This window comes from Ruminococcus sp. NK3A76, assembly GCF_000686125.1.
Taxonomy (GTDB): domain Bacteria; phylum Bacillota; class Clostridia; order Oscillospirales; family Ruminococcaceae; genus NK3A76.
Map to the genome: position 1 here is coordinate 2,720,826 of NZ_JMMA01000002.1, position 22,473 is coordinate 2,743,298.

14 protein-coding genes are annotated in these 22,473 nt (G+C 49.6%); 10 read left to right on the plus strand and 4 right to left on the minus strand.

The window, feature by feature from the left end; translation table 11 throughout:
• Nucleotides 1–61 precede the first annotated feature (61 nt).
• The 3 genes from rpoB to secF form a co-directional block, all read right to left on the minus strand.
• On the minus strand, nucleotides 62–3,937 hold the full coding sequence (gene rpoB / locus CD05_RS0112670) for a DNA-directed RNA polymerase subunit beta (RefSeq protein ID WP_028510800.1): 3,876 nt from the start codon (nucleotides 3,935–3,937) through the stop codon (nucleotides 62–64).
• Nucleotides 3,938–4,214: 277 nt separating this feature from the next.
• Nucleotides 4,215–4,592, minus strand: a complete 378-nt coding sequence (locus CD05_RS0112675; protein WP_028510801.1) for an SH3 domain-containing protein — start codon at nucleotides 4,590–4,592, stop codon at nucleotides 4,215–4,217.
• Nucleotides 4,593–5,386: 794 nt separating this feature from the next.
• A complete protein-coding gene (secF, locus tag CD05_RS20395) occupies nucleotides 5,387–7,750 on the minus strand; it encodes a protein translocase subunit SecF (RefSeq protein WP_028510802.1) in 2,364 nt (787 codons plus the stop codon).
• 736 nt (nucleotides 7,751–8,486) lie between these two features.
• Between secF and CD05_RS0112685 the strand changes: the two genes are divergently transcribed.
• The 6 genes from CD05_RS0112685 to CD05_RS18615 all read left to right on the plus strand — a co-directional run bounded on the left by CD05_RS0112685 (nucleotide 8,487) and on the right by CD05_RS18615 (nucleotide 16,363).
• Complete coding sequence (locus tag CD05_RS0112685; protein ID WP_028510803.1) at nucleotides 8,487–9,824, plus strand: hemolysin family protein; 1,338 nt, start codon at nucleotides 8,487–8,489, stop codon at nucleotides 9,822–9,824.
• Nucleotides 9,825–9,914: 90 nt separating this feature from the next.
• Nucleotides 9,915–11,504, plus strand: coding sequence for a transglutaminase domain-containing protein (locus CD05_RS19950; RefSeq protein WP_028510804.1), 1,590 nt, complete (start codon nucleotides 9,915–9,917; stop codon nucleotides 11,502–11,504).
• 16 nt (nucleotides 11,505–11,520) lie between these two features.
• The gene (locus CD05_RS20950; protein ID WP_198021596.1) at nucleotides 11,521–11,670 is read left to right on the plus strand and encodes a hypothetical protein; all 150 of its coding nucleotides are present in this window, start codon (nucleotides 11,521–11,523) and stop codon (nucleotides 11,668–11,670) included.
• A 266-nt stretch (nucleotides 11,671–11,936) separates the two neighbouring features.
• On the plus strand, nucleotides 11,937–14,015 hold the full coding sequence (locus tag CD05_RS18610; protein ID WP_051589002.1) for an EAL domain-containing protein: 2,079 nt from the start codon (nucleotides 11,937–11,939) through the stop codon (nucleotides 14,013–14,015).
• A 183-nt stretch (nucleotides 14,016–14,198) separates the two neighbouring features.
• Nucleotides 14,199–14,723 (plus strand): hypothetical protein, encoded by a 525-nt coding sequence (locus CD05_RS0112705; RefSeq protein WP_028510805.1) that lies wholly within the window; start codon nucleotides 14,199–14,201, stop codon nucleotides 14,721–14,723.
• Nucleotides 14,724–15,193: 470 nt separating this feature from the next.
• Nucleotides 15,194–16,363 (plus strand): stage II sporulation protein P, encoded by a 1,170-nt coding sequence (locus CD05_RS18615; protein ID WP_051589003.1) that lies wholly within the window; start codon nucleotides 15,194–15,196, stop codon nucleotides 16,361–16,363.
• A gap of 499 nt (nucleotides 16,364–16,862) precedes the next feature.
• Here CD05_RS18615 and CD05_RS19955 read toward each other — a convergent pair whose 3' ends face one another.
• Nucleotides 16,863–17,753 (minus strand): M15 family metallopeptidase, encoded by an 891-nt coding sequence (locus CD05_RS19955; RefSeq protein ID WP_242841266.1) that lies wholly within the window; start codon nucleotides 17,751–17,753, stop codon nucleotides 16,863–16,865.
• A 377-nt stretch (nucleotides 17,754–18,130) separates the two neighbouring features.
• Between CD05_RS19955 and CD05_RS0112720 the strand changes: the two genes are divergently transcribed.
• From CD05_RS0112720 to asd, 4 genes are all read left to right on the plus strand, one after another.
• A complete protein-coding gene (locus tag CD05_RS0112720) occupies nucleotides 18,131–19,087 on the plus strand; it encodes a hypothetical protein (protein WP_028510806.1) in 957 nt (318 codons plus the stop codon).
• Between the two features lie 35 nt (nucleotides 19,088–19,122).
• A complete protein-coding gene (locus CD05_RS18625) occupies nucleotides 19,123–20,238 on the plus strand; it encodes a lysylphosphatidylglycerol synthase transmembrane domain-containing protein (RefSeq protein WP_051589005.1) in 1,116 nt (371 codons plus the stop codon).
• A 52-nt stretch (nucleotides 20,239–20,290) separates the two neighbouring features.
• On the plus strand, nucleotides 20,291–20,920 hold the full coding sequence (locus CD05_RS0112730) for a CDP-alcohol phosphatidyltransferase family protein (RefSeq protein ID WP_028510807.1): 630 nt from the start codon (nucleotides 20,291–20,293) through the stop codon (nucleotides 20,918–20,920).
• Nucleotides 20,921–21,272: 352 nt separating this feature from the next.
• Nucleotides 21,273–22,145 (plus strand): archaetidylserine decarboxylase, encoded by an 873-nt coding sequence (asd, locus tag CD05_RS0112735; protein ID WP_028510808.1) that lies wholly within the window; start codon nucleotides 21,273–21,275, stop codon nucleotides 22,143–22,145.
• Nucleotides 22,146–22,473 lie beyond the last annotated feature (328 nt).

A 22,473-nucleotide genomic window follows, 5' to 3' on the forward strand; every position in this document is an offset into this window, starting at 1 on the left:
CCTCTTCCTGTATTAAACGTTCAGGGCTGCCGCCCTTGTTCGGTTGTTTGTAAATGGCTGTTTATTCGTCGTCCGAGCCGAAGAAGTCGCCGTCATCAGCGAAATCGTCGTCATCATACGAATAATCATCATCCTCGTCCGAGTCGTCGTTGTAGTCATCGAGCGATGAGAGCTCGCCGTTCTCGTCCTCACCAACATAGCCGTCGCCGAAGCCGCTGTTTGTCATGGTGTAGTTATCCTCGTCATTGATCTGAGAGGAAGCAGGAACGAAGTCGTCATCATCATCGAAAGTCTGCTTAAGGTCGATCTCCTCGCCATCCTGATCGAGAACAGCAACATCAAGACCGAGCGACTGCATTTCCTTGAAGAGTACCCTGAATGCCTCAGGAACGCACGGCTTGGGAATATTCTGACCCTTGACGATAGCTTCATATGTCTTGACTCTGCCGACGGTATCGTCAGACTTGACAGTGAGTATCTCCTGGAGGGTATAAGCTGCGCCGTAAGCCTCGAGAGCCCAAACTTCCATCTCACCGAAACGCTGGCCGCCGAACTGTGCCTTACCGCCGAGAGGCTGCTGTGTTACGAGCGCATACGGGCCGACAGAACGTGCGTGTATCTTATCGTCAACGAGGTGGTGGAGCTTGAGGTAATACATATAGCCGACAGTAACCTTGTTATCGAACTTCTCACCTGTTCTGCCGTCGTATACGTCGAACTTACCGTCCTCGCTGTAGCTGAGTGCCTTTGTATTGATTATCTCGCCCATTGTCCTTATCTCGAACGGGTCGTCCTTATGCTCCTCGTGTATCTTCTGAGCCATTCTGAACGCCTCTCTGATATCGGCTTCGTGAGCGCCGTCGAATACAGGGGTCATTATCTTTATACCGAGCGCCTTGCAGGCCATACCGAGGTGTACCTCGAGAACCTGACCGATATTCATTCGGGAAGGAACGCCCAGAGGGTTGAGCACGATATCGAGCGGAGTACCGTCTTCAAGGAACGGCATATCCTCCTGAGGAAGTATTCTCGATACAACACCCTTATTACCGTGACGGCCCGCCATCTTATCGCCGACAGAGATCTTTCTCTTCTGAGCGATATAGCATCTTACCAGCTTGTTAACGCCGGGCGAGAGCTCGTCGCAGTTCTCTCTTGTAAATACCTTTACATCTATGATTATACCTGCTTCACCGTGAGGCACCTTAAGGGAGTTGTCCCTTACCTCTCTTGCCTTCTCACCGAAGATAGCACGAAGCAGTCTTTCTTCTGCCGTAAGCTCAGTCTCGCCCTTGGGCGTTACCTTACCTACAAGGATATCGCCTGAGCGTACCTCAGCACCTATCCTTATGATACCGTTCTCGTCGAGATCCTTAAGAGCGTCCTCACCGACGTTGGGGATATCTCTTGTTATCTCCTCAGGCCCGAGCTTGGTATCTCTTGCCTCTATCTCGTATTCCTCAATGTGGATAGAGGTATATCTGTCCTGCTTTACGAGGTTCTCGTTAAGGAGTACAGCGTCCTCGTAGTTATAGCCCTCCCAGGTCATGAAGCCGATAAGAGAGTTCTTACCGAGTGAGAGCTCGCCGTCGCAGGTAGCAGGGCCGTCACCGATTATCTGGTGCTCGGTTATCCTCTCGCCCTCAGAAACGATAGGTCTCTGGTTGGTGCAGGTGCCTGCATTCGAGCGCTTGAACTTTGTGAGCTGGTATGTGTGCTGCTCGCCGGTGTCTTCTCTTACGACTATCTTGTCAGCATCAACGCTCTCTACCACGCCGGGTGCGTCAGAAACGACTGCAACGCCCGAGTCGAGGCAGGCCTTGTACTCCATACCTGTGCCGACGATAGGGCTTTCAGTCTTAAGCAGCGGAACTGCCTGTCTCTGCATATTAGAGCCCATGAGCGCACGGTTAGCGTCGTCGTTTTCAAGGAACGGGATACAAGCTGTAGCGACTGATACCACCATCTTAGGTGATACGTCCATAAAGTCAATCTTGTTTGCTTCTATTTCGAGGATCTGGTCACGGTATCTGCCGTTGACCTTAGCTCTTGCGAACTTATGATCCTCGGTAAGGGGCTCGTTAGCCTGAGCCACCATGTAGTTATCCTCGACATCGGCAGTCATGTAAACGACCTCGTCAGTAACTACGCCGGTCTCCTTGTCTACCTTTCTGTAGGGAGCCTCGATAAAGCCGTATTCATTTATCCTTGCGAAAGATGCAAGGTAGGAGATAAGGCCGATGTTAGGACCTTCAGGGGTCTCGATCGGGCACATTCTTCCGTAGTGTGTATAGTGAACGTCACGAACCTCGAAGCTCGCACGGTCTCTTGAAAGACCGCCGGGGCCGAGGGCGGAAAGTCTTCTCTTGTGAGTAAGCTCTGCAAGGGGGTTATTCTGATCCATGAACTGCGAGAGCGGTGATGAACCGAAGAATTCCTTGATAGCTGCTGTTATAGGTCTTATATTGATAAGAGCTGTAGGAGTGATTACCTCCATATCCTGAGACTGAGTGTTCATTCTCTCACGGATAACTCTTTCCATTCTTGTAAAGCCGATCCTGAACTGGTTCTGTAAGAGCTCGCCGACAGATCTTATTCTTCTGTTGCCGAGGTGGTCGATATCGTCTATTGTGCCTACGCCGTCGCAGAGATTAAGGAAGTAGGAAACTGTAGCCACGATATCATCAATAGTGATATGCTTGGGGATAAGCTCATCTCTTCTTGCAGAGATGTTCTCTCTTATCTCCTCCTCGTCCTCAGATGTCTCAAGGATATCCTTAAGTACAGCGAAGGACACCTTCTCGTTGATGCCGAGAGGTGTGCAGTCAAAGTCAACATAGCCGTCGATATCTACCATGCCTGAGCCTATGATCTTGACTTCCTTATCCTCAAAGCGTGTGCCGCTCTCACCTGTAGGAGTGGTGTAGTATTCCTTTACCTCTACCTTTACATATACCTCGGAAACACCTGCCTGCTCGATCTCGAGAGCACGGTCAAAGCGGATAAGCTCGCCTTCCTCAGCCATTATCTCGCCTGTAAGGGGGTTAACGACAGGTCTTGAAAGCACATGGCCTGCAAGACGTGCGCCTATGCCGAGCTTCTTGTTATACTTATATCTGCCGAAGCGTGAGAGGTCATATCTTCTTGCGTCGAAGAAGAGGTTGTTGAGGTGAGTTACAGCGCTCTCTACCGTAGGCGGCTCGCCGGGGCGGAGCTTTTTGTATACTTCAAGGAGAGCTTCCTCTCTGTTAGCTGTCTGATCCTTCTGGAGAATAGTCTCATGTATCCTGAGATCGGGGCCGAAGACCTCCTCTATCTCCTCATTTGTGCCATAGCCTATAGCACGGATAAATATAGTGAGCGGTATCTTCCTGTTCTTGTCTATCCTTACATAGACAACATCATTGGAATCCATCTCATATTCGAGCCATGCACCTCTGTTCGGGATAACAGTAGCCCTGAAAAGGTCCTTACCGGTCTTGTCCTTGTCAACTGCGTAGTAAACGCCCGGTGAACGAACGAGCTGAGATACGATAACACGCTCAGCGCCGTTTATTACGAACGTACCCGAATCTGTCATCATCGGGAAATCGCCCATAAACACCTCAGACTCCTTTATCTCGCCTGTCTCGGTGTTATTGAGTCTTGCAGTGACTCTCAGGGGGGCTGCATAGGTAACGTCTCTGTCCTTGCACTCAGCGACAGTGTATTTGGGCTTTTCATCAATGCGGTAGTCAACGAAGTTGAGCTCCAGGTTACCGTTATAATCGGTGATGGTAGCTACATCTCTGAAAACCTCTCTCAAGCCCTCATCAAGAAACCACTTATACGAGTTCTTCTGCACCTCGATAAGGTTAGGCATCTCGAGGACCTCGTCTATCTTGGCAAAGCTCTTTCTCGTGTTTTTACCAAGCTTGACGTCCTTCACATTCAGCATAGGCTTTTATCACTCCTTCTTAAAGTTGTAAGAGGCGAAAAAATTTGCATTTTCAGTCACTTTTTCCGACCCTTAAGCGTATAAAAATCCATTATGATACAGTATAATATTATACGCCTCAAACAAGGCCTTGTCAAGCGTTTTTGCCTTACTATCCTCCCATAAAACACAAAAACGGCGATTTGCACAACAAACCGCCGCCTCAAAGTCAAAAAGTTCTACTATGACAGAACTGTTACCAAACAGTAAATTTTCATACCAAATATTATCGTGAAACTTATTTGTTCCCCGACCCCGGACGGGTGCTTACGTTCGACACAGCAGGGCGTGAGCTTACAGAAGACGATGCCGGGCGTGAGCTTGTGTTTGATACCGCCGGGCGGCTTGAAATACCCGAAGAAGCTCTTGCCGGCCGGCCTGCGCTCGGTGCAGGGGTGAATTTCACATAAGTGCTTACCACCCAGCCTTCCTTGCCCTCGAAGTCTATCCTGTACCAGAGCCTGGTGCTGTTTACCTCTTTTTTCGAGTCCACCACCGTTTTGGTTTCGTTTCTTTTAAGCGTGCCGAGCACACCCCAGCCCGTGCCTGCCCCACGTCTTACGTTGAGAAGGTCACAGGTGACCACGATAGTTCCGCCTGCGTGTTCACTTGCCATTTTACATTCCTCCTTGATATCATTATTAGGTTGCTATTATTATATCACATTCCTCAGGAATATTTGTGAACAATTAGTAAATCATTCACTTATCGGGAACAGTTGGTTAATAATTCAGGCAGCAAGCACTATAATAATGCATAATATAATGCATAATTAAGAATGCATAATGCATAATGAAGGTGCGGCGCTTGGTCAGTTAACAGGTAACAGGTAACAGGTAACAGTTGTGGTGTATTGTCTTTAAGCCAAAGGCTTAAAGGACGCAAGTTTCGCTTCGCATAACTTGGCTTACGCCGACGAGATGCCCATTCGGGCGTGCAGACCTGACGGTATTGTTAAAACCGTAGGGCGACATTCCGAAGGGTCGAGGGGCGACCGGAAAGCCCCTCGTGTACCCCCGGAGGACGAAAGAGCTGCCTTGAAGGCAAGTTGACCCCACTATTTAGCTAAAAGGGTAGTTTCTCGCTATCATTACGCTACAGGTAGGGGGGCTTTCGAGCTGTCGCAGACAGCTCATGCGCCACCCCTGCGTCAGCGAAGCTGCCGCCACCCCCTTCGGACTTGCCGTTCACTCAATTATTCACTATTCATTCTTCACTATTCACTATTCACTATTCACTAAGCGCAGCGTTTCCGCCCGATATGGGGCTCGTCTGCTTGCGCAGACAGCCAAGTTTCGCAAAGCGAAACTTGCAATAAGCAGCGCAGCCGCACCTCACCTGTTACCTGTTACCTGTGACCTGTTACCTGAAAAAAAGCCCCGACTAAGCGTCAGGGCTTTGAAATATCAATTATTTCTTTTTCTTGCCTGTGTAGCCTGCCTTCTTGGCGGCCTTGGACTTGTGATCCTGCCATGCTACCCAAAGGGTCGGAGCTATGCAGTTTGAAGAATATACACCGGCTATCATGCCGATTATCAGCGGGAATGCAAAGCTGATTATCGAGCTTACACCGTATACTGTGCAGACTATGCATACTGTTGCCATAGCCATAACTGTTGTAACGGTGGTGTTTATGGATCTGCCGAGAGTCTGTGTAATAGACATATTGACCATTTCGTCAAGCGAGTACTTGTTGCCGTAAAGCCTTCTGTTCTCACGGATACGGTCGTAGATGATGATAGTCGCATTGATAGAGTAACCGAGAATGGTGAGCAGAACTGCCATGAAGTTTGCGTTTATGTCGAAGCGGCATATAGCAAAGCAGCCGTAGACCATTATCATATCGTGAATAAGCGCTACTACCGAGAATACACCGGCAGAAAGACCGCCTATCTTTCTGAATCTGAATGCGATGTAGATTATCGTGATGACTGCCGCAGCCGCTACCGCAACAAGACACTTGAAGAAGAATTCCATACCGTTTGAAGCGGAAACGTCAGAGGATTCCAGAAGCTCTATCTCGTTGTCCGGGAACTTTTCCTTCAAAGCTGCTGCAAGGGTCGCCTGCTTGTCGTCGCTTATGCCTTCCTTTGATGAGAAGGAGAGCTTGATAGTTGTATCGTCAGACGAGAAGTTAGTACCCTTTGTTACTATAACGTCCTCGCTGATCGAATCCTTGACAGTCTTTTCAACGTCGCTCGTTTCAATGCTGCCAGTGTAGGTGTAGGATATGATAGTACCGCCCTTGAACTCGATAGCCACGCTAAGGCCGAACACTGCCGTAACTATGCCGAATGCCACGAAGAGTGCAACAGATGCAGCGTAGAACTTCTTCTTGTTGCCCACAACGTTGAGCCTCTTAGCCTTAGCAGCCTCGTACTTCTCCTTAGCTGTCTCATCATCGTCAGCAAAGCCGCCGTAGAGAGTTCTCTTCTTGAAGCACTTGAACTGTGCGAGCGAGGAGAGCATAAGGCGTGAGCAGAAGATACCGAACACGAAGTTTAATATGATACCCACAAGCAGCGTATAGCCGAGCGAGTAGATAGTACCTGCTGTAGCTGCGCCGAATGCGAAGAATATAGGCTTTAAGAATGTAGCGAAGATGCCGTCTGTCGGGCCGAATGCGCCCATGAGGATTATTGCTACGAATACGACTGTGATGTTACCGTCGAATACTGCGCTCCATGCTCTCTTGTAGCCGAGCTCTATAGCGCCGTTAAGCGTCTTGCCCGAGCGGAGCTCTTCCTTGATACGCTCTGCCGTGATAACATTGGCGTCAACGCCCATACCGATAGCAAGTATGATACCGGCGATACCCGGAATGGTGAGCGTGAAGCTCTCGATATTCCCGAAGAAGCCGGATATGCAGGCGATAGTGCCTACCACCTGGCCGAACAGTGCGAGCGAAGCCACAAAGCCCGGGAGCTTATAAACGAGAGTCATATAAAGAGCTATCATGATGAATGCGATAGCGCCTGCTATTATCATAGCTGTTCTTGCGCCCTCACCGAGGGTAGCAGAGATGATGTTCGTGCTCGTTGTTTCGAGCTTAAAAGGCAGTGAGCCTGCGTTTATCTTATCAGCAAGAGCCTTGGCGGAATCGTATGTGAAGTCGCCCTCTATCTGGCACTTGCCGTCTGTGATAGCTGAGTTTACCTTAGGAGCAGATATGCACTTATCGTCCATCCAGATAGATATCGGGCTGCCGATAAGCTCTGCCGTAGCCGAAGCGAATGCCTTTGAGCCGTCGGAATCGAATTCAAGGCTTACAACGTATGTTGTCTCGCCTGACTCCTTGTCCTGATAAGGAACAGCCTCGGCAGACTGTACGCTCGTACCTGTGAGTATCTCCTCACCTGTCGCCTCGCTGCCCTTTCTGAATGTCAGAAGTGCAGTCTCGCCGAGCTCTGATACAGCCTCCTCAGGGTCAAAGCTCTCCTCGCCTGCCTGCCACGGGAACGACACCATTACACGCTTTTTGTTGTAATCGGCATAAACGTCCGAGTCAGTGATATTGAGCGAGACAAGTCTCTGCTCGATAACGGCCTTTGCCGCATCTATCTCTTTCTCGCTCGCATCGTAATCATCTGCGGGCTCGAATGTGGCATTGACACCGCCCTGGATATCTATACCCCATCTTATCTCATCAACGCCCTTGATATAGGTCGTCTTGATATCGCCGTACTGAGTGCCTATACCTGCATATGTCAGATAAGCAAACGCAGCGATACAAAGCAGAACTATAAAAAAGACCGGCTTCTTACCTCGTTTCACTAAAAATCCTCCCTCATTCTATGAGTAAATATTATTTATATGTTAAAAAAACACATTCACCTATAAATTATACATTCATTTTCTTATTTTGTCAAGTACCGCCGAGAAATTTAGGCTATTTTTACTCAAAAAAGCCTTATAGTACAAAAAATCAGGCTGTTATCTCCTGTTTTATTGTTGATTTTCCCGTTGACAAACCAGCCCCGAGCGGGTATAATTATAATAATAGTATAATCGTTTACAGGCAGCGTTAAGAATGCATAATTGAGGTGTGCGGCTCACGCCGATTATTGCAAGTTTCGCTTTGCGAAACTTGGCTGTCTGCGCAAGCAGACGAGCGCCATATCGGCCGTTTCTGTCCGACAGTATAGCGTAGGGCGGCATTCCGAAGGGTCGAGGTGGCGCATGAGCCGACAAAGCCGGCTCGAAAGCCCCTCGGTCTACCCCCTGAGGACGAGAAAGCCACCTTGAAGGAAAGCGCTCCCACAAAATAGCTAAAAGGGTAGTCTCTCGCTATCCTTACGCTACGGATAGGGGGGCTTTCGAGCTGTCGCAGACAGCTCATGCGCCACCCCTGCGTCAGCGAAGCTGCCGCTCACCCCCTTCGGACTGACCTTTCCTCGGTCACATATTGCCCGAATGGGCATCTCGTCGGCGTAAGCCGACACCACAACTGTTACCTGTTACCTGTTAACTGTTAACTGACTAAACGACCAACGCAAAAAAGGAGTAATTTATGGACGACGTCTTGCGGCGATGTATTTCCGGGAGCTCGGCTCTCGTGCTTATAATGCTTTTGTTCCTGTTCACGGCGATAGAGAGCAGTATCCTCGATTGCAGCGAGAACAAGCTGCGCTCTCTCCTGTCCGAGAGCAAGAACAGACGGGCTGAAAGGCTGCTGCGCCTTAAGGACAGGCGGCAGGCAGTAAAGGTCACAGGCATCGTGGAAAGATGCCTGCTCACGGCGGCTGTGTGCTTTATGTGCGAGTGGGGCTTTTCATCTGAGCTGCGCTCGGTCATAACAGGTGCGCTCGGCGAGGCTGCAAGGGCAGTCGCTTATGTGATACTCCTGCTCATTCTTGTGTTGATAATACCAACTGCTATAAATACCCCCAGGCGGCTCTCGGGCTATGAGGTCATAGGCGAGCGGCTCGCACTCAGGTTCTGTGGGCTCTACAGCCTGCTGATGACGCTTTTTTGGCCTGTTACGGCGATAGTTGACGGCATAAGCGGCTTTGTGCTGCGCAGGTCGGGCGTTGAGGACACTACAGGCGACGAGCCGGTGAGCGAGGAGGATATCCTCATGCTCGTTGACGCTGTAAACGACTCGGGCGATATCGACGAGAACCAGGCCGAGATGATAACCAACATCTTCGAGTTCGACGACCTTGAAGCCAAGGACGTTATGACCCACAGGATAGACATAACAGGCATCGAGCGCTCCTCCCCGGCGAGCGAGGCGGCAGAGCTTGCGATAAACGAGGGCTTTTCAAGGCTGCCGGTCTACGACGGCACGATAGACAGCCTGTGCGGCGTTATCTATTCAAAAGACCTGCTGCGCATCTGCTATGAAAACAAGCTCGGCGACCTCACGGCAGGAGATATAGCCCGTGATATCAGCTTCGTGCCGGAAAACATCAAGTGCGGCGAGCTCTTTGAGCAGATGAGCGCTTCAAAGGCTCAGATAGCGGCGCTCGTTGACGAATACGGCGGCACGGCAGGCATCGTGACTATGGAAGACCTGATAGAAGCGATAGTCGGCAGCATAGAAGACGAATTCGACGAGGGCGAGCTTGCCGAGATAACCAGCCTTGACAACGGCTCTTTCGACGTGCTCGGCACAGCAAGGCCGCAGGACGTTATGGAAGCTCTCGGCACAGGCATAGAGATACCCGAGGAATTCGACACGATAGGCGGCTTTGTGATAGATAAGCTCGGATTTATCCCAAGCAGCACCCAGAAGCCGACCGTCAAGTGGAACGATATAAAATTCACAGTCCTCAGAGCTGACGAGACAAAGATAGAAAAGCTCAGGATAAAAAAGCTCTCCCCTGTTCCGAGCGGAACTTCGTGATATCATGATCGTGCATCGGATATGCCCGAATAAGAAAGAAACAGCTTCGGGAAATATAAACGTGTAAAAAATTTAAACTGGAGATATTCTATGAAAGGAAAAAGACACAAAAAATATGCACTCCGGCGCATTATACCCGTAAAAGCTGCGGCGCTGTCAATGCTTATGTGCGTGTGTGTTCTTTGCGGCTGCTCGAAGACAGGCAGCTCAGACAGCTCGTCTTTGCCGCAGGCAACTGCCCCGGCACAGCAGGAGACTGAAAGCCCCCCTGCCAAACCGTCCTCCGACACGTCGAAAGAAACGACCACGACATCAGCCGAGAGCAAAAAGACAGGCAAGACCTCAAAGGCTGCCACAAAAGCCTCTGACAAAAAGACAGAGAGCGGCACTACCACCACCAAAAAGACCACCCCGGCAGATACTTCCAGCCAGACGACCACGCCGCAGGTGACTTACAACTACACCGAGCAGCAAACGCAGCAGACTGAGCCTGCGAACGCTACCGTAACAAGCAGGATAACAACATCGTCATCGGCTAAGGACACCTCCGGCAAGCCGCAGACTGCTGCCAGGGAAAGGGACGAAAAGCCGCAGGCCGAATATCACATCTACGCCGACGGCTACGTCACCAAATACGATGAACTCAAGCTCAGAAACCTTACCAAAGACCAGCGCAGAGCCTACAACTCGCTGTCCGAGGGGATATGGAAGATGCAAAAGGATATCCCTATCCCGGAAAAGGTGATTAGACAGAGCGAAGCGGCGGACTTTCTGTACACGGTGCTCGGCACTATGCCCGAGGTAAACTATGTCACAGGAACTTTCAAGATGTCTGTCGGCGGAGGATATGTCACCAAGTATACGATAGACTACTCGCTCGATACCAAACAGGCGCAGGAGCAGCACAAGGCACTCCGTGCGGCGGCTTCAAGGATAATCGGCAGCCTGCCCTCAGGCATGACCGACAGCGAAAAGGTAAGATACTTCCACGACTATATAATAAAGAACTGCGAATACTCAAAAGAGGGCGGCAACTCAAGCTACACCGCTTACGGCTGCCTTGTCGAGGGCAAGGCCGTCTGCGAGGGCTATGCTATGGCGCTTGACTACCTCTGCGAAAAGGCAGGCATATACTCGCTGCTGATATCCGGCGAGAGCACCAGCTCCTCAGGGCAGAAGCTCACCCACATCTGGAACAAGATACAGCTTGACAACAAGTGGTACAACTTCGATGTGACCTGGGACGACCCTGTGTCGAGCTTCGGGTCTGACTACGTCAGATACGACTACTACGCCGTACCCGACAAGCAGCTTGAACGCACGCATACGACTGATAAAAACCGCTTCGGCTATTACCCCGAGGCGTGGGCATCTGATGAGAACTACTTCGTCAAGAACGGCCTGTACATCGACAGCACAGATGAAGCTGACGAGATGGTGACCGACGCTCTTGCGCTGTCACTCACAGAGGGGCAGGTATGCGCAAGTGTACGGTGCAGCAAAAGCACCTTTGACGATGTATACAAGCTCATAATGAGCTCGGACGAGCAGACGGGGCTGCACACTGTAAGCAGATATCTCGCTGCTGCCTGCGAAAAATCCGGCATTTACAAGGAATACGCAGGTTTTTACGCTGTAAAGAACGATGGCGCAGGTGTTATAGCCATCATACTTAAATAAAAGGAGGACACAACACATGGAAAAATACTCACAGAAAAGGTCATTCTGGGCAATTATGGGTGCTCTGCTGCTGGTGGTAGCTTCAACAGCACTCTTTGTCTACAGATATCTTGACGACAAGGCTCACTACGAGAAGTGGAAGGACTACGAGGAGTGCGGCATTTAAGCTGAAAATACTGTTACAGCCCCCGGTGTGTAAATATCACCGGGGGCTTTGCTTTTTCCATACGCTGGCAGAGCGATAACGTTTTCTGTTCACTTTGCACAAATTTTATATAGATTTTTTGACTTACCGGCTGCTACTTTAACAAAAAGCACGTCTTTGAATTGTTGACTTACACTTATGATTATGGTATAATGAATAATGATATTTATGCAATTGAAGCAGCGAAGAGTGAATAGTGAATAGTTTTATGAAGGGAGGGAACGAAGTTGAACGAACACAGCAGCAGTTTAGACATACTCAAAAATTACCTCAGGGCATCTGCCGATATCTCATCAGAGGAAGAGCTCTATGCGCTGGAGGGGGAATATAAAGACAAGCTGTCCGGCATGGCTGATGAGACTGAGCTGTTTGAGCTTATATCAGACCTGACGCACAGACTTGCAGCACTGAAAGCCGACACTCACGGGCTGCCCGTATGCGAGAAGGAGCTCTCGGAGGAGGAGCGTGAGGAGAACCGTCTTGTGCAGATGCTGCTTGACGACAACCTCTTTACCTACCACTTCCAGCCGATAGTAAGGGCTGAAAACGGCGAGGTCTACGCCTACGAAGCGCTTATGCGTGCCGATGGCATGGAGGGCATAACCCCCTACCACATCTTAAAATACGCAGAGCTCTCGGGCAGGCTCAGTGATGTCGAGCAGTACACCTTCATGAATATACTAAGGCTCGTAAACTCCGACAGGGATATGTTCCACGGCAAGCCTGTGTTTATAAACAGTATGCCGAACATACGCATACGCCCTGATGCTGCGAGTGAGATAGAGAAGATGTTCGCCGAGCGGCTCGGGAACGTCGTTGTAGAAATGGTCGAGCGGTCGGAATACAACGAGAGCGAGCTCAACCGCATCAAGGAAAAATACCAGACCCTCGGTATTCCGATAGCGATAGATGACTACGGCACGGGCTATTCAAACATCAGCAACCTGCTGCGCTATACGCCCAACTACGTCAAGATAGACAGAGCGCTTTTGAGCGGCATAGAGCACAGCCCCAACAAAAAGCATTTTGTGCGTGAGATAATAGATTTCTGCCACGCAAACAATATACTCGCACTCGCCGAGGGCGTTGAGAACACCGAGGAGCTGCGCACGGTTATCCTGCTCGGTGCTGACCTTATCCAGGGCTTCTACACCGCAAGGCCGTCGGCTGAGGTCATATCAGAGATACCCTACGAGTTAAAGTCCGAGATAAAAGCCCACAGGCAGGAGCTTGAAGACGGCAGGCGTTTAAAGATATACTCCGCCGAAAAGAACGAGCGTATACTCCTCGACAGGCTCTCAGGCGAGGGCTACAGCTGCATCAAGATAGGCCTTAGGTGCAGCGGCGGCGAGGTCATACTAAGCGGCTCGCCGCATCAGGATTCGGGCATACATATCATCATAGCAGACGGCTTCAATGGCAAGCTGGCGCTCAGAAACGTCAAGCTCTCAAACATCGTCGGCAGGCCGTGCATAGAAATGGGCAATGACTGCGAGCTCACCCTGTCGCTCGTCGGCAGCAATATGCTCTGCAACGGCGGCATCTGCGTGCCTGAGAGCTCTGTATTCAAAACAGAGGGCGACGGCAGCCTTGACATAAAGCTTGCCTACTGCGACTGGTACGGCATAGGCAACGACCTTAAATCACGCCACGGCAGGCTGCATTTCGAGCAGAACGGCACCATATCCGTCAAAGCCGAGAGCCACGCAGGCGTATGCATAGGCTCAGGCCTCGGCGGCGAGATAGAGATAGGCAGAGGGCGCTATTGTTTCAGCCTTGCAGGCAGCTCAAACATCGGCATAGGCGCATTCAGGGGCAGCACCAGCATCAGCATGGTCGGCTGCGACTTTGAGTGTGTATCGACCGGTGCATACAGCACGGGCATAGGCTCGACCGAGGGCGACATGAGCGCACACATAATGTTTTCAAGCGTCAAGGTCACGCTTGACAGCCAGCTTGCAGTCGGCATAGGCACGCTGCACGGCAACAAAGCATCTATCCACACCGAGAGCATGAGCGTTGTAATGGACATGAACGCCGATATGCTGACAGCCTTCGGCGCACTGATAGGCAACTCAGACATAATGATAGAGCGCACCTCTGTGACACTCACAGAGAACGGCTCAGAAGCCCTTGCCTTCGGCGGCAGAGGCGGTCAGACACTTATCTCGTTCACAGATGTTGACCTGAAAGGCAAGATACTGAACACCGCCAACGTCACCACCTACGCCGAGCCTGAGAACCAGTTCATCAAGGGCGGCAGCTACCAGCTTGCCCTGAACGGCAAGGTCCTCGAAGCGATCTGAGCAATGCTCAATACACAAAGCACATATCCCCTGAGAGATAAGAAAGATACTCATATAGAAGTTTTAAGCCATAGTATTTCTGATGCAAAGTCAGAAGTACTATGGCGTTTCTATTGACAGTGCAGAGATGATGTGCTATAATTGTTACTGACAAATCGGAATTTAGAACAGGAGGATTATATAATGAATGAATTATGTATGATAATAAAAGAAATGGCGAAACCGAATTTTCTGAATATCAGAACATCTATCCAGACTTATGACAGAGATGCGATATGCTGCGGCGCTCCGTGTTGGAGATGGGCGTATCATGCACTTCATTCAGCTGATAAATGGTTTATAAATCCTTGTGTATATGATGAACCGCCTTTTCATGAAGAAGGACTTGACAATCCTGACAAGCCTGCTTCTGTTATCTTATCTGATGAGCAGCTTCTTGATTATCTTGACAGTGTAGAGAAAAAAACATATGCATATCTTGATTCTCTTACAGATGAAATGCTGTATGAATGTCCTGAAAACTGTGAGCATACAAGAATGGAACTGGTACTGAGACAATTCCGTCATATTTCATTCCATACAGGAATGCTTAACGGACAGACTGCCGTAGCAACAGGAAAATTTCCAATGTGGGTATCTCAGGCTGACAAATATGTTGATGACGGTATTTTTTTCGGTAGATACAGAAAAGGACAAGTAACAAAATAAGTTATGATAATGCAAATTCTGATTTATCTTAGCAACCGTATAAAATAAAATGCCCCGAAGCGCTTTTGAACGCTTCGGGGCAAAACTTCTATATGGGTATTCGTCTTATTTCCCGGGGGATATTTGTTTGGTGTTTATGGAGCTGGCTTGGCTTCAAGGGAGCGCTCTCGCTTATCCTACGCTACGGTAGGGGGGCTCATGCGCCACCCCTGCGTCAGCGAAGCTGCCGCCACCCCCTTCGGACTTGCCTTTCCTCAGTCACATACCGCCCGAATGGGCATCCGTCGGCGTAAGCCGACACCACAACTATTCACTCTTCACTATTCACTATTCACTGAGCGCAGCGTTACCGCCCGAATGGGCATAAGCGGCGTAAGCCGCACCATAACTGTTACCTGTTACCTGTTAACTGTTACCTGAATAAACGCCCCTCCCTGCCGCATAGACTATAAAAAAAGGGGGCTTGTATCATGGGAATAGAAAGAGCGGCTGTAAAGGCGGCGGCGGTGCTTGTGGCGGCGGTCGGGGTGCCGGTGCTCGTGTGGGGCATGGGGCAGACTGCAAGGGATATAGGCAGCGGTGAGAACGGCGGCTGGATATCAAAGGCCGCCCTCGGCTCATACTCGCTGACACTCACAGATGCGCCAGAAGCAGACAGCACGCCCCGGCAGAGCCTTAATATAGCCGGCAGACTGAGTCCCTTTGCGGCAGGAACAGTCTCGGCACTCGATATATTCTGCGCCCCGGAGGAGTGTGAGACTCACACAGGCCGTGAGATACCCACTCCCCTGCCGAGCGACGAGGTGCTGAGCGCTATCCCCTACATAAACGACGAAACGGCTCAGGACGGGCTGATAACACGCTATACCTTCACAGACGGCGATACGGAGCAGTTCATAACGCTTGATAACGGCTCGCAGGTGAGAAACTGCACCGACTACGACAACGACTACCTGCTGAGTCTAAGCCGTGAGCGCCCGGATATACAGCCCTGCACTCCGGACGAGCCGCTCGTGCTCATCTACCACACACACGCCACCGAGAGCTTTGAAAAAACCGAGCGTGAGCACTACGACAGCGCATTTTCCTGCAAGACCACCGAGAGGGATATGAACATAGTCTCTGTAGGTGACGAGATATGCCGCAGCTTAGAGCAAAACGGCATAACCTGCCTGCATGACACGCTTGTACACGACTACCCGAGCTACGATGCGGCGTATGATTCGAGCAGGGCGACGGTGAGCGAGCTTCTCAGGCAATACCCGAGCATAAAGATAGTCCTTGACATCCACCGTGACGGCATAGAGCGTGACACCGGCGAGCGCCTTGCCCCCTGCTGCGAGATAGACGGCAAAAGTGCCGCCCAGATAATGATAATATCCTGCGCCGGCGACGAGAACGGCGATGTGCCAGACCACCTTGAAAACTTTAAGCTCGCCTGTGCCTTACAGGAGCAGTGCGAAAGCGACTATCCCGAGCTTTGCCGCCCCCTGCTTTTTGACTACCGCTTCTACAATCAGGATCTGTCCACCGGTGCGCTGCTGATAGAGATAGGCTCGCAGGCAAATTCTATAGATGAGGTGCGCTGCACGGGCAGGCTTCTCGGGGGAGAGATAGCCTCCTTATTAGTTAACAGTTAACAGGTAACAGGTAACAGTTGAGGTGCGCCTGCGGCGCTTATTTAAAATGCTCCGCTATGCATAAGTATACAAGCGGATACAATTGTATACAAGTCTATACAAATGTATACAAACAGGTACTATATAGATACAGATAAAGATATAGATAAAGACACAGACACAGGAACAGAAGAAGACATAGAAGAAGACACAGAAAAAGAAAAAGAAAGAGATAAAGACACGACAGACAGACAGAAGAAAAAGACAGTCTGTCGTCGTCTGTTTTCGTCGTCTTTTGTCGTCTTCTGTCGTTGTGTGTCAGGTCGTTTTCTTCTTGTTTCCTTTGTCGTTTTGTTGCATATTGCGAGAACAAATATTTATCTGTTTTGCCGGTTGATTTATGAGAAAAAATATGTTACCTTTAGCTTGGAAAAGAAAAAGCAGGGAACTCTGAGTGCTCCCTGCTGTGTATCATTTACATTAACATTAACATTTACATTAACATTTACATTATCATCAATTATTCCTTGTCTTCCTTGTAGACCGAGTCGATGCCGAAATATTCCTCCAGGCAAAGGCCGCTCGCTTCGACCTTCTTTGCAAGCTTGACACCTAAGTAGCGGATATGCCACGGCTCGTATTTAAAGCCGGTTATCGACTCCTTTTCCTTCTTGTATCTTATGATAAAGCCGTAGTTGGTGCAGTGCTCCTCAAGCCACTTGGCCTCGGGCGTGCCGATGAAGTCGTCAGATGCGTCGTTTATATCCATAGCAAAGCCTGTCTGGTGCTCCGAATGGCCGGGGCGTGCCGAGAAACGGTCGGTCTTCTTCTTGCCGTACTGGGAGACATAGCCGTTATAAAGCTCTGTCTGCATACTGTACGAGCGGTAGTCAGAGCAGATGAAAAGGCTTATCCCCTCGGCGTAAGCGTCAGCAGACATCTTGTCAAACGCTGCGGCTGCTTTCTCGTTAAGGCCGGGGTCATAGTCCTTCGGCAGCGAATAGCTCTTGTTTGCTATGATAACGCCGTCTATATACGTCCTGCCGTCTACGACTTCTATCTTGTGGCCGTTTGAGGTTTGGCCGTTTGAGTTTTTATCGTCAGCGTCCTTTTTTCCGCTGCCCTTCACAGCCGGGTCATCATCAGAGCTGTCGTCTGCGCCGACACTTGCTGTCGGGTCGCCCGCTGTCTGAGCTGCTATATTGTTTTCCGGAACACCTGTGCTTTGCGGAGCCGTAGCCGATGCGTTGCTCGTTCTCAGCCCATCCACCACCCTGACGCAGACCACAACGGCCAGTGCGAAAAGGGACATACAAAATACTGCCTTTATCCTCGTGAAAAGCACAAGCTCCTTGCGTGACACCTGTTTTTTATTTGACAAGGCTTTATTTCTTTTTCTGTTATCTGCCATATACAAAGAGCTCCTCCTTCCTTATCCTTTTTCCTGCACCGAAAACACAAAGCCTGCCAAAAAAGCTCCCTGTGCAGGTCTCTCCAATACAAGGTAACACCTTAAAATATCTATATATACATAAATTATACCACTTAATCCCCCGAAAATCAATAGTATATTCAATGAATATTTCGTGATATTCCGACAAATTGTCCGACTGTTTATACTTTTTCTTACATTTCTTATTTTAGAGGGATAAAATTTGTGCAATTTGACGCTTATAAACATTTGCATTTTTCTTAAAAATATAGTATAATAAATAGTGTGTTTATTTGTGTATACCAATATGGAAATATAGGAGGTAAAGCCCCTTTCATCAAGGGGAGATAAGAATTATGATCTATAAACTACTTGACGGATATGAGTCGCTGTTCTATACGATATTCTTAGGTGTCAGCTTCTTCGGCTCGATGTTTTCACTTGAAAAGCTCAGCCGCCTGCTGCCTAAGGACCAGGGCAGAGAGTTCGCTGTAAACGGCGCTCTCTCAGAGGGCAAGCCGAGAGGTGCAGGCATTATCATCATAACAGCCTTCGTGCTGCTCTGTGCGCTGTTTGTTCCCCTTAGCTTAGAGCTTATAATATACCTTGCGCTCATATACCTTGCAATGATAACAGGCTTTCTCGACGACGCTTCCGAAACTCCCTGGGGCGAGCTCAAAAAGGGCGTGCTCGACATGGTGATATCGGTAGGCATATCGTTTACCTACTACCACTACAACGGCAGCGAGATACATCTTTTAAGCTCGTCTTTCACTATGCCGGCGCCTGTGTTCATAATACTCGGCGTTATACTCGTCTGGGCATCTATCAATGTCACAAACTGCTCTGACGGTATCGACGGTCTGTGCGGCTCTATGTCGCTTGTCTCCATTCTCGGCGCTTTTGCTGTGATAAAGGCCGGCACTGACGATGACAGCTCCGCTATGATGCTGCTCACATCTGTAGTCGTTCTGCTTGCATACCTCTGGTACAACTGCAAGCCCTCAAAGATGCTCATGGGCGATGCAGGCTCAAGAGCGCTCGGCGTTATAATAGCTGTGGCTTACCTTAAGACAGGCCACCCCTTCCTGTTCCTGATAGGTTCGTTCATGCTTATCCTTGACGGCGGCGCAGGACTTGTAAAGCTCTCCTTTATCAGATACCTTAAGCTTAAAAACTTCATGAAGAACATAAGAACACCCATTCACGACCACATGAGAAAGAATCAGGGCTGGGAGGACAGCGAGGTAGTCTTCCGCTTTGCGATAGCACAGGCATTCCTTGTGCTTCTGGCAGTTTATTCGGTGAGATAAGGCAATACCGCATTGCCAACAAGAGGAGAGATTATTTGAAATTAAGCAAAAAAACGGTGACATACATTCTCGATATCGCCTTTATACTGTTCGCCGGTATCATGGTCTTTCGGATATTTTTCCACAACCGGGAGCTCGGCGACATAATCGAGGACGTAAAACGGGCTGACAACTGCTGGACTATACTCGGGCTGGTGACCATTGTGGCCTTTGTCTGCTGCGAATCCTGCATATTCCACTATATGCTCAGGATATACAAGATAAAGGTGAGCCTGCTCAGGTGCATACGCTATTCATTCATAGGCTTCTTTTTCTCCTGCATAACCCCCTCGGCCTCGGGCGGCCAGCCTATGCAGATAGTCTATATGAAGCGTGACGGCATAAAGATAGGCTACTCGACACTGATAACCTGGATAGTTACGATATGCTACAAGTCAGCGCTCGTTATCTTAGGAACTATCTTCCTGATATTCAAGCACGACTACTGCGAGGCAGCCCTCGGCGACTGGCGCTGGCTGCTGATACTCGGCTATGTGCTCAATGTGGGGCTGCTTGTGGGCATGATATTCGTGCTTGCCAAGCCGCTGTATGCAAGAAAGCTCGGCATACAGATAGTCAACCTGCTCACAGCGATAAAGCTGATAAAGAATCCCGAGAAATACATCATGAAGGTGTCACGCATCACCAAGAACTACGCTATAGGCGCTGAGTACGTCAAAAAGCACAAGAAAGTCATCTTGAACGTGATGCTCATATCCTTCTTCCAGAGGATACTGCTTTCAAGCATAACCTATATAGTCTACCGTGCCTTCGGGCTGTCGGGCGAGGGTTTCATACCGATAATCGCTGTTCAGACGGTAATAGGCATTATGGTAGAGATGATGCCGCTGCCCGGTGCAGCAGGTATCTCAGAGGCTTGCTTTGTCGTACTCTTTGAGGGCATATTCGGCTCGGAGCTCAATTCGGCTATGCTTCTTAGCCGTGGCATAAGCTTCTATGCGCTGATAATCATAAGCGGTCTTATAACCCTTGCCTGCCACATATTCGCAAAGCACCACCCGATAATCGAGGAGGACTTTGACGTAAAACAGGAGGAAAAGGCTCTGCCGGAAAGCGAAAAAGCAAACGCACCCGGCAAACAGCCTGACTAAGCAACGGATAATTTACAACTCAATTACTTATAATGATGGGGACTGATAGAAGATGATAGGATTTTACAATTACACGGTAATACTGACATACATAGGGCTTATGTCCTCTGTATTCGGCATAACACAGGTCTTTGAGGGGCATATGTCCATTGCTTTCCTCTGCCTGGTCGTTTCGGGAATATGCGACCTGTTTGACGGCAAGGTGGCAAGGAGCAAGAAGGACAGGACAGACCAGGAGAAGGTCTTCGGCATTCAGATAGACTCGCTCTGCGACCTGGTATGCTTCGGTGTACTGCCTGCCTGCATAGGCTACAGCTACGGCTTCAACTACGGCCTTGGCCTTGTATCGGCGCTGATGATAGTTTTAGGCGGCGTGATAAGGCTTGGCTACTTCAACGTAATGGAGGAGGAGCGTCAGCGCACAACAGCCGAAAACAGAAAGGAATACCAGGGTCTTCCGATAACAACTACATCTATCATACTGCCCCTTATCTACGTCGGCAGAATGAACATACCGTCTGCATGGTTCCCCTACGTTTTCCAGGGCTTCATGCTGCTCGTGGCAATACTTTTCGTACTCAACATCAGCATAAAGAAGCTCTCCAACAGAGGCATACTTATCCTCTTTACCCTCGGCGTGCTGATATTCTTAGGCTACATCTTCAGGGTAATGCGCAAGTGATGCTGAATGCGAATGCATTCAGCAAATGCATAATGCTTCGCAAATGCATAATTAAGAATGCATAATGCATAATTGAGGTGCGGCTTACGCCGCAGATGCCCATTCGGGCTGTCAGCCTGACGATCTCAGCTAAGCCGTATGATTTGCACCCCGAAGGGGGTGGCGAAGGCGCAGCCGGAGCAGGGGGGGCGACCGGAAAGCCCCCCTACTGTAGCGTGAGCAAAACGAGAGACTGCCCTCGAAGCTAAACCCTTCCCACCATAGCCCGAATGGGCATATCGTGCGCCTGCGGCGCACACATTAATTATGCATTATGCATTATGCATTCTGCATTGAAAAAGGAGTGGAAAAAATGAAATACAGAGACAGAATGGGAAATGAATTTGAAGACACTACATCGCAGGACAAGCTGCTCGATACTGTCTATTCGCATACAGCCACAAGAGCTGCCGTAAAGCTCATGGGTGCGCCGTTTGTGTCGAAGATAGGCAGAAAGTTCCTGGACAGCGATGTTTCTACCGTGTTTATCAGCGGCTTTGCCGATAAAAACGGCATCGACGTTTTCGACTACGAAGAAACTAAATACACATCATTCAACGATTTCTTCAAGCGCCGTATCAAGAGCTCACGCAGGCTCATAAACAAGGACGAGGACGTGCTCATAAGCCCCTCTGACGGCAAGGTGAGCGCTTACGAGATAACCAATTCGAGCACCTTTGTCATCAAGAACTCTGTATACACGGTAAGCTCTCTGCTGCGTGACCAGAAGCTCTCCGAGAGGTTCCAGGGCGGCAATGCCATAGTTATCCGCCTGACTCCTGATGATTACCACCGCTACGTTTACCCCTGCTCGGGTGTAAAGAGCCACAACAGAAAGATAAACGGCGTTTTGCAGACGGTAAACCCTGTTGCACTTCACCACTCGCCTGTATTCAAGGAAAACAGCCGTGAATACTGCATGATACGCTCCGAGAAGTTCGGCGATGTCATAGTAATGGAGGTAGGTGCGCTGTTTGTCGGCAAGATAACCAACCACAACACCGAGGGCAGGATATATGTCACAAAGGGCGAGGAAAAGGGCTACTTTGAGTTCGGCGGCTCGACTATCGTCCTGCTTACCCAGAAGGGCAAGGTCAGGGTCGATGACGACCTGCTGCAGAACACAAAGGAAGGCTTTGAGACAAAGCTGTTACAGGGAGCAAGGATAGGCAAAGCTGCGCTTTGAAGTAACAGGTTACAGGTAACAGGTAACAGGTAAGGTATCCTGCTTCGCAGGACGTGATGCCCATTCGGGCGGAAATGCTTCGCTCAGTGAAAAAGTGAATAGTGAATAATGAATAATTGAGGAAATGCAAATCCTACGGCTTAGGCTAAACCCTTCGGTTGCACGGCCGATATGGCGCTCGTCTGCTTACGCAGACAGCCAAGTTTCGCAAAGCGAAACTTGCAATAATCGGCGCAAGCCAAGTTATGCGAAGCAAAACTTGAGTCCTTTGAGCTGAAGGCGAAAAGGACATGACACCTCAATTATGCATTATGCATTCTTAATTATG

Bases quoted from the DNA above. Each gene is read 5' to 3' on its own strand.
- rpoB (WP_028510800.1), bottom strand. From the start codon at position 3,937: ATGCTGAATGTGAAGGACGTCAAGCTTGGTAAAAACACGAGAAAGAGC.
- CD05_RS0112675 (WP_028510801.1), bottom strand. From the start codon at position 4,592: ATGGCAAGTGAACACGCAGGCGGAACTATCGTGGTCACCTGTGACCTT.
- CD05_RS0112685 (WP_028510803.1), top strand. From the start codon at position 8,487: ATGGACGACGTCTTGCGGCGATGTATTTCCGGGAGCTCGGCTCTCGTG.
- CD05_RS19950 (WP_028510804.1), top strand. From the start codon at position 9,915: ATGAAAGGAAAAAGACACAAAAAATATGCACTCCGGCGCATTATACCC.
- CD05_RS20950 (WP_198021596.1), top strand. From the start codon at position 11,521: ATGGAAAAATACTCACAGAAAAGGTCATTCTGGGCAATTATGGGTGCT.
- CD05_RS0112705 (WP_028510805.1), top strand. From the start codon at position 14,199: ATGAATGAATTATGTATGATAATAAAAGAAATGGCGAAACCGAATTTT.
- CD05_RS18615 (WP_051589003.1), top strand. From the start codon at position 15,194: ATGGGAATAGAAAGAGCGGCTGTAAAGGCGGCGGCGGTGCTTGTGGCG.
- CD05_RS19955 (WP_242841266.1), bottom strand. From the start codon at position 17,753: ATGGCAGATAACAGAAAAAGAAATAAAGCCTTGTCAAATAAAAAACAG.
- CD05_RS0112720 (WP_028510806.1), top strand. From the start codon at position 18,131: ATGATCTATAAACTACTTGACGGATATGAGTCGCTGTTCTATACGATA.
- CD05_RS0112730 (WP_028510807.1), top strand. From the start codon at position 20,291: ATGATAGGATTTTACAATTACACGGTAATACTGACATACATAGGGCTT.
- asd (WP_028510808.1), top strand. From the start codon at position 21,273: ATGAAATACAGAGACAGAATGGGAAATGAATTTGAAGACACTACATCG.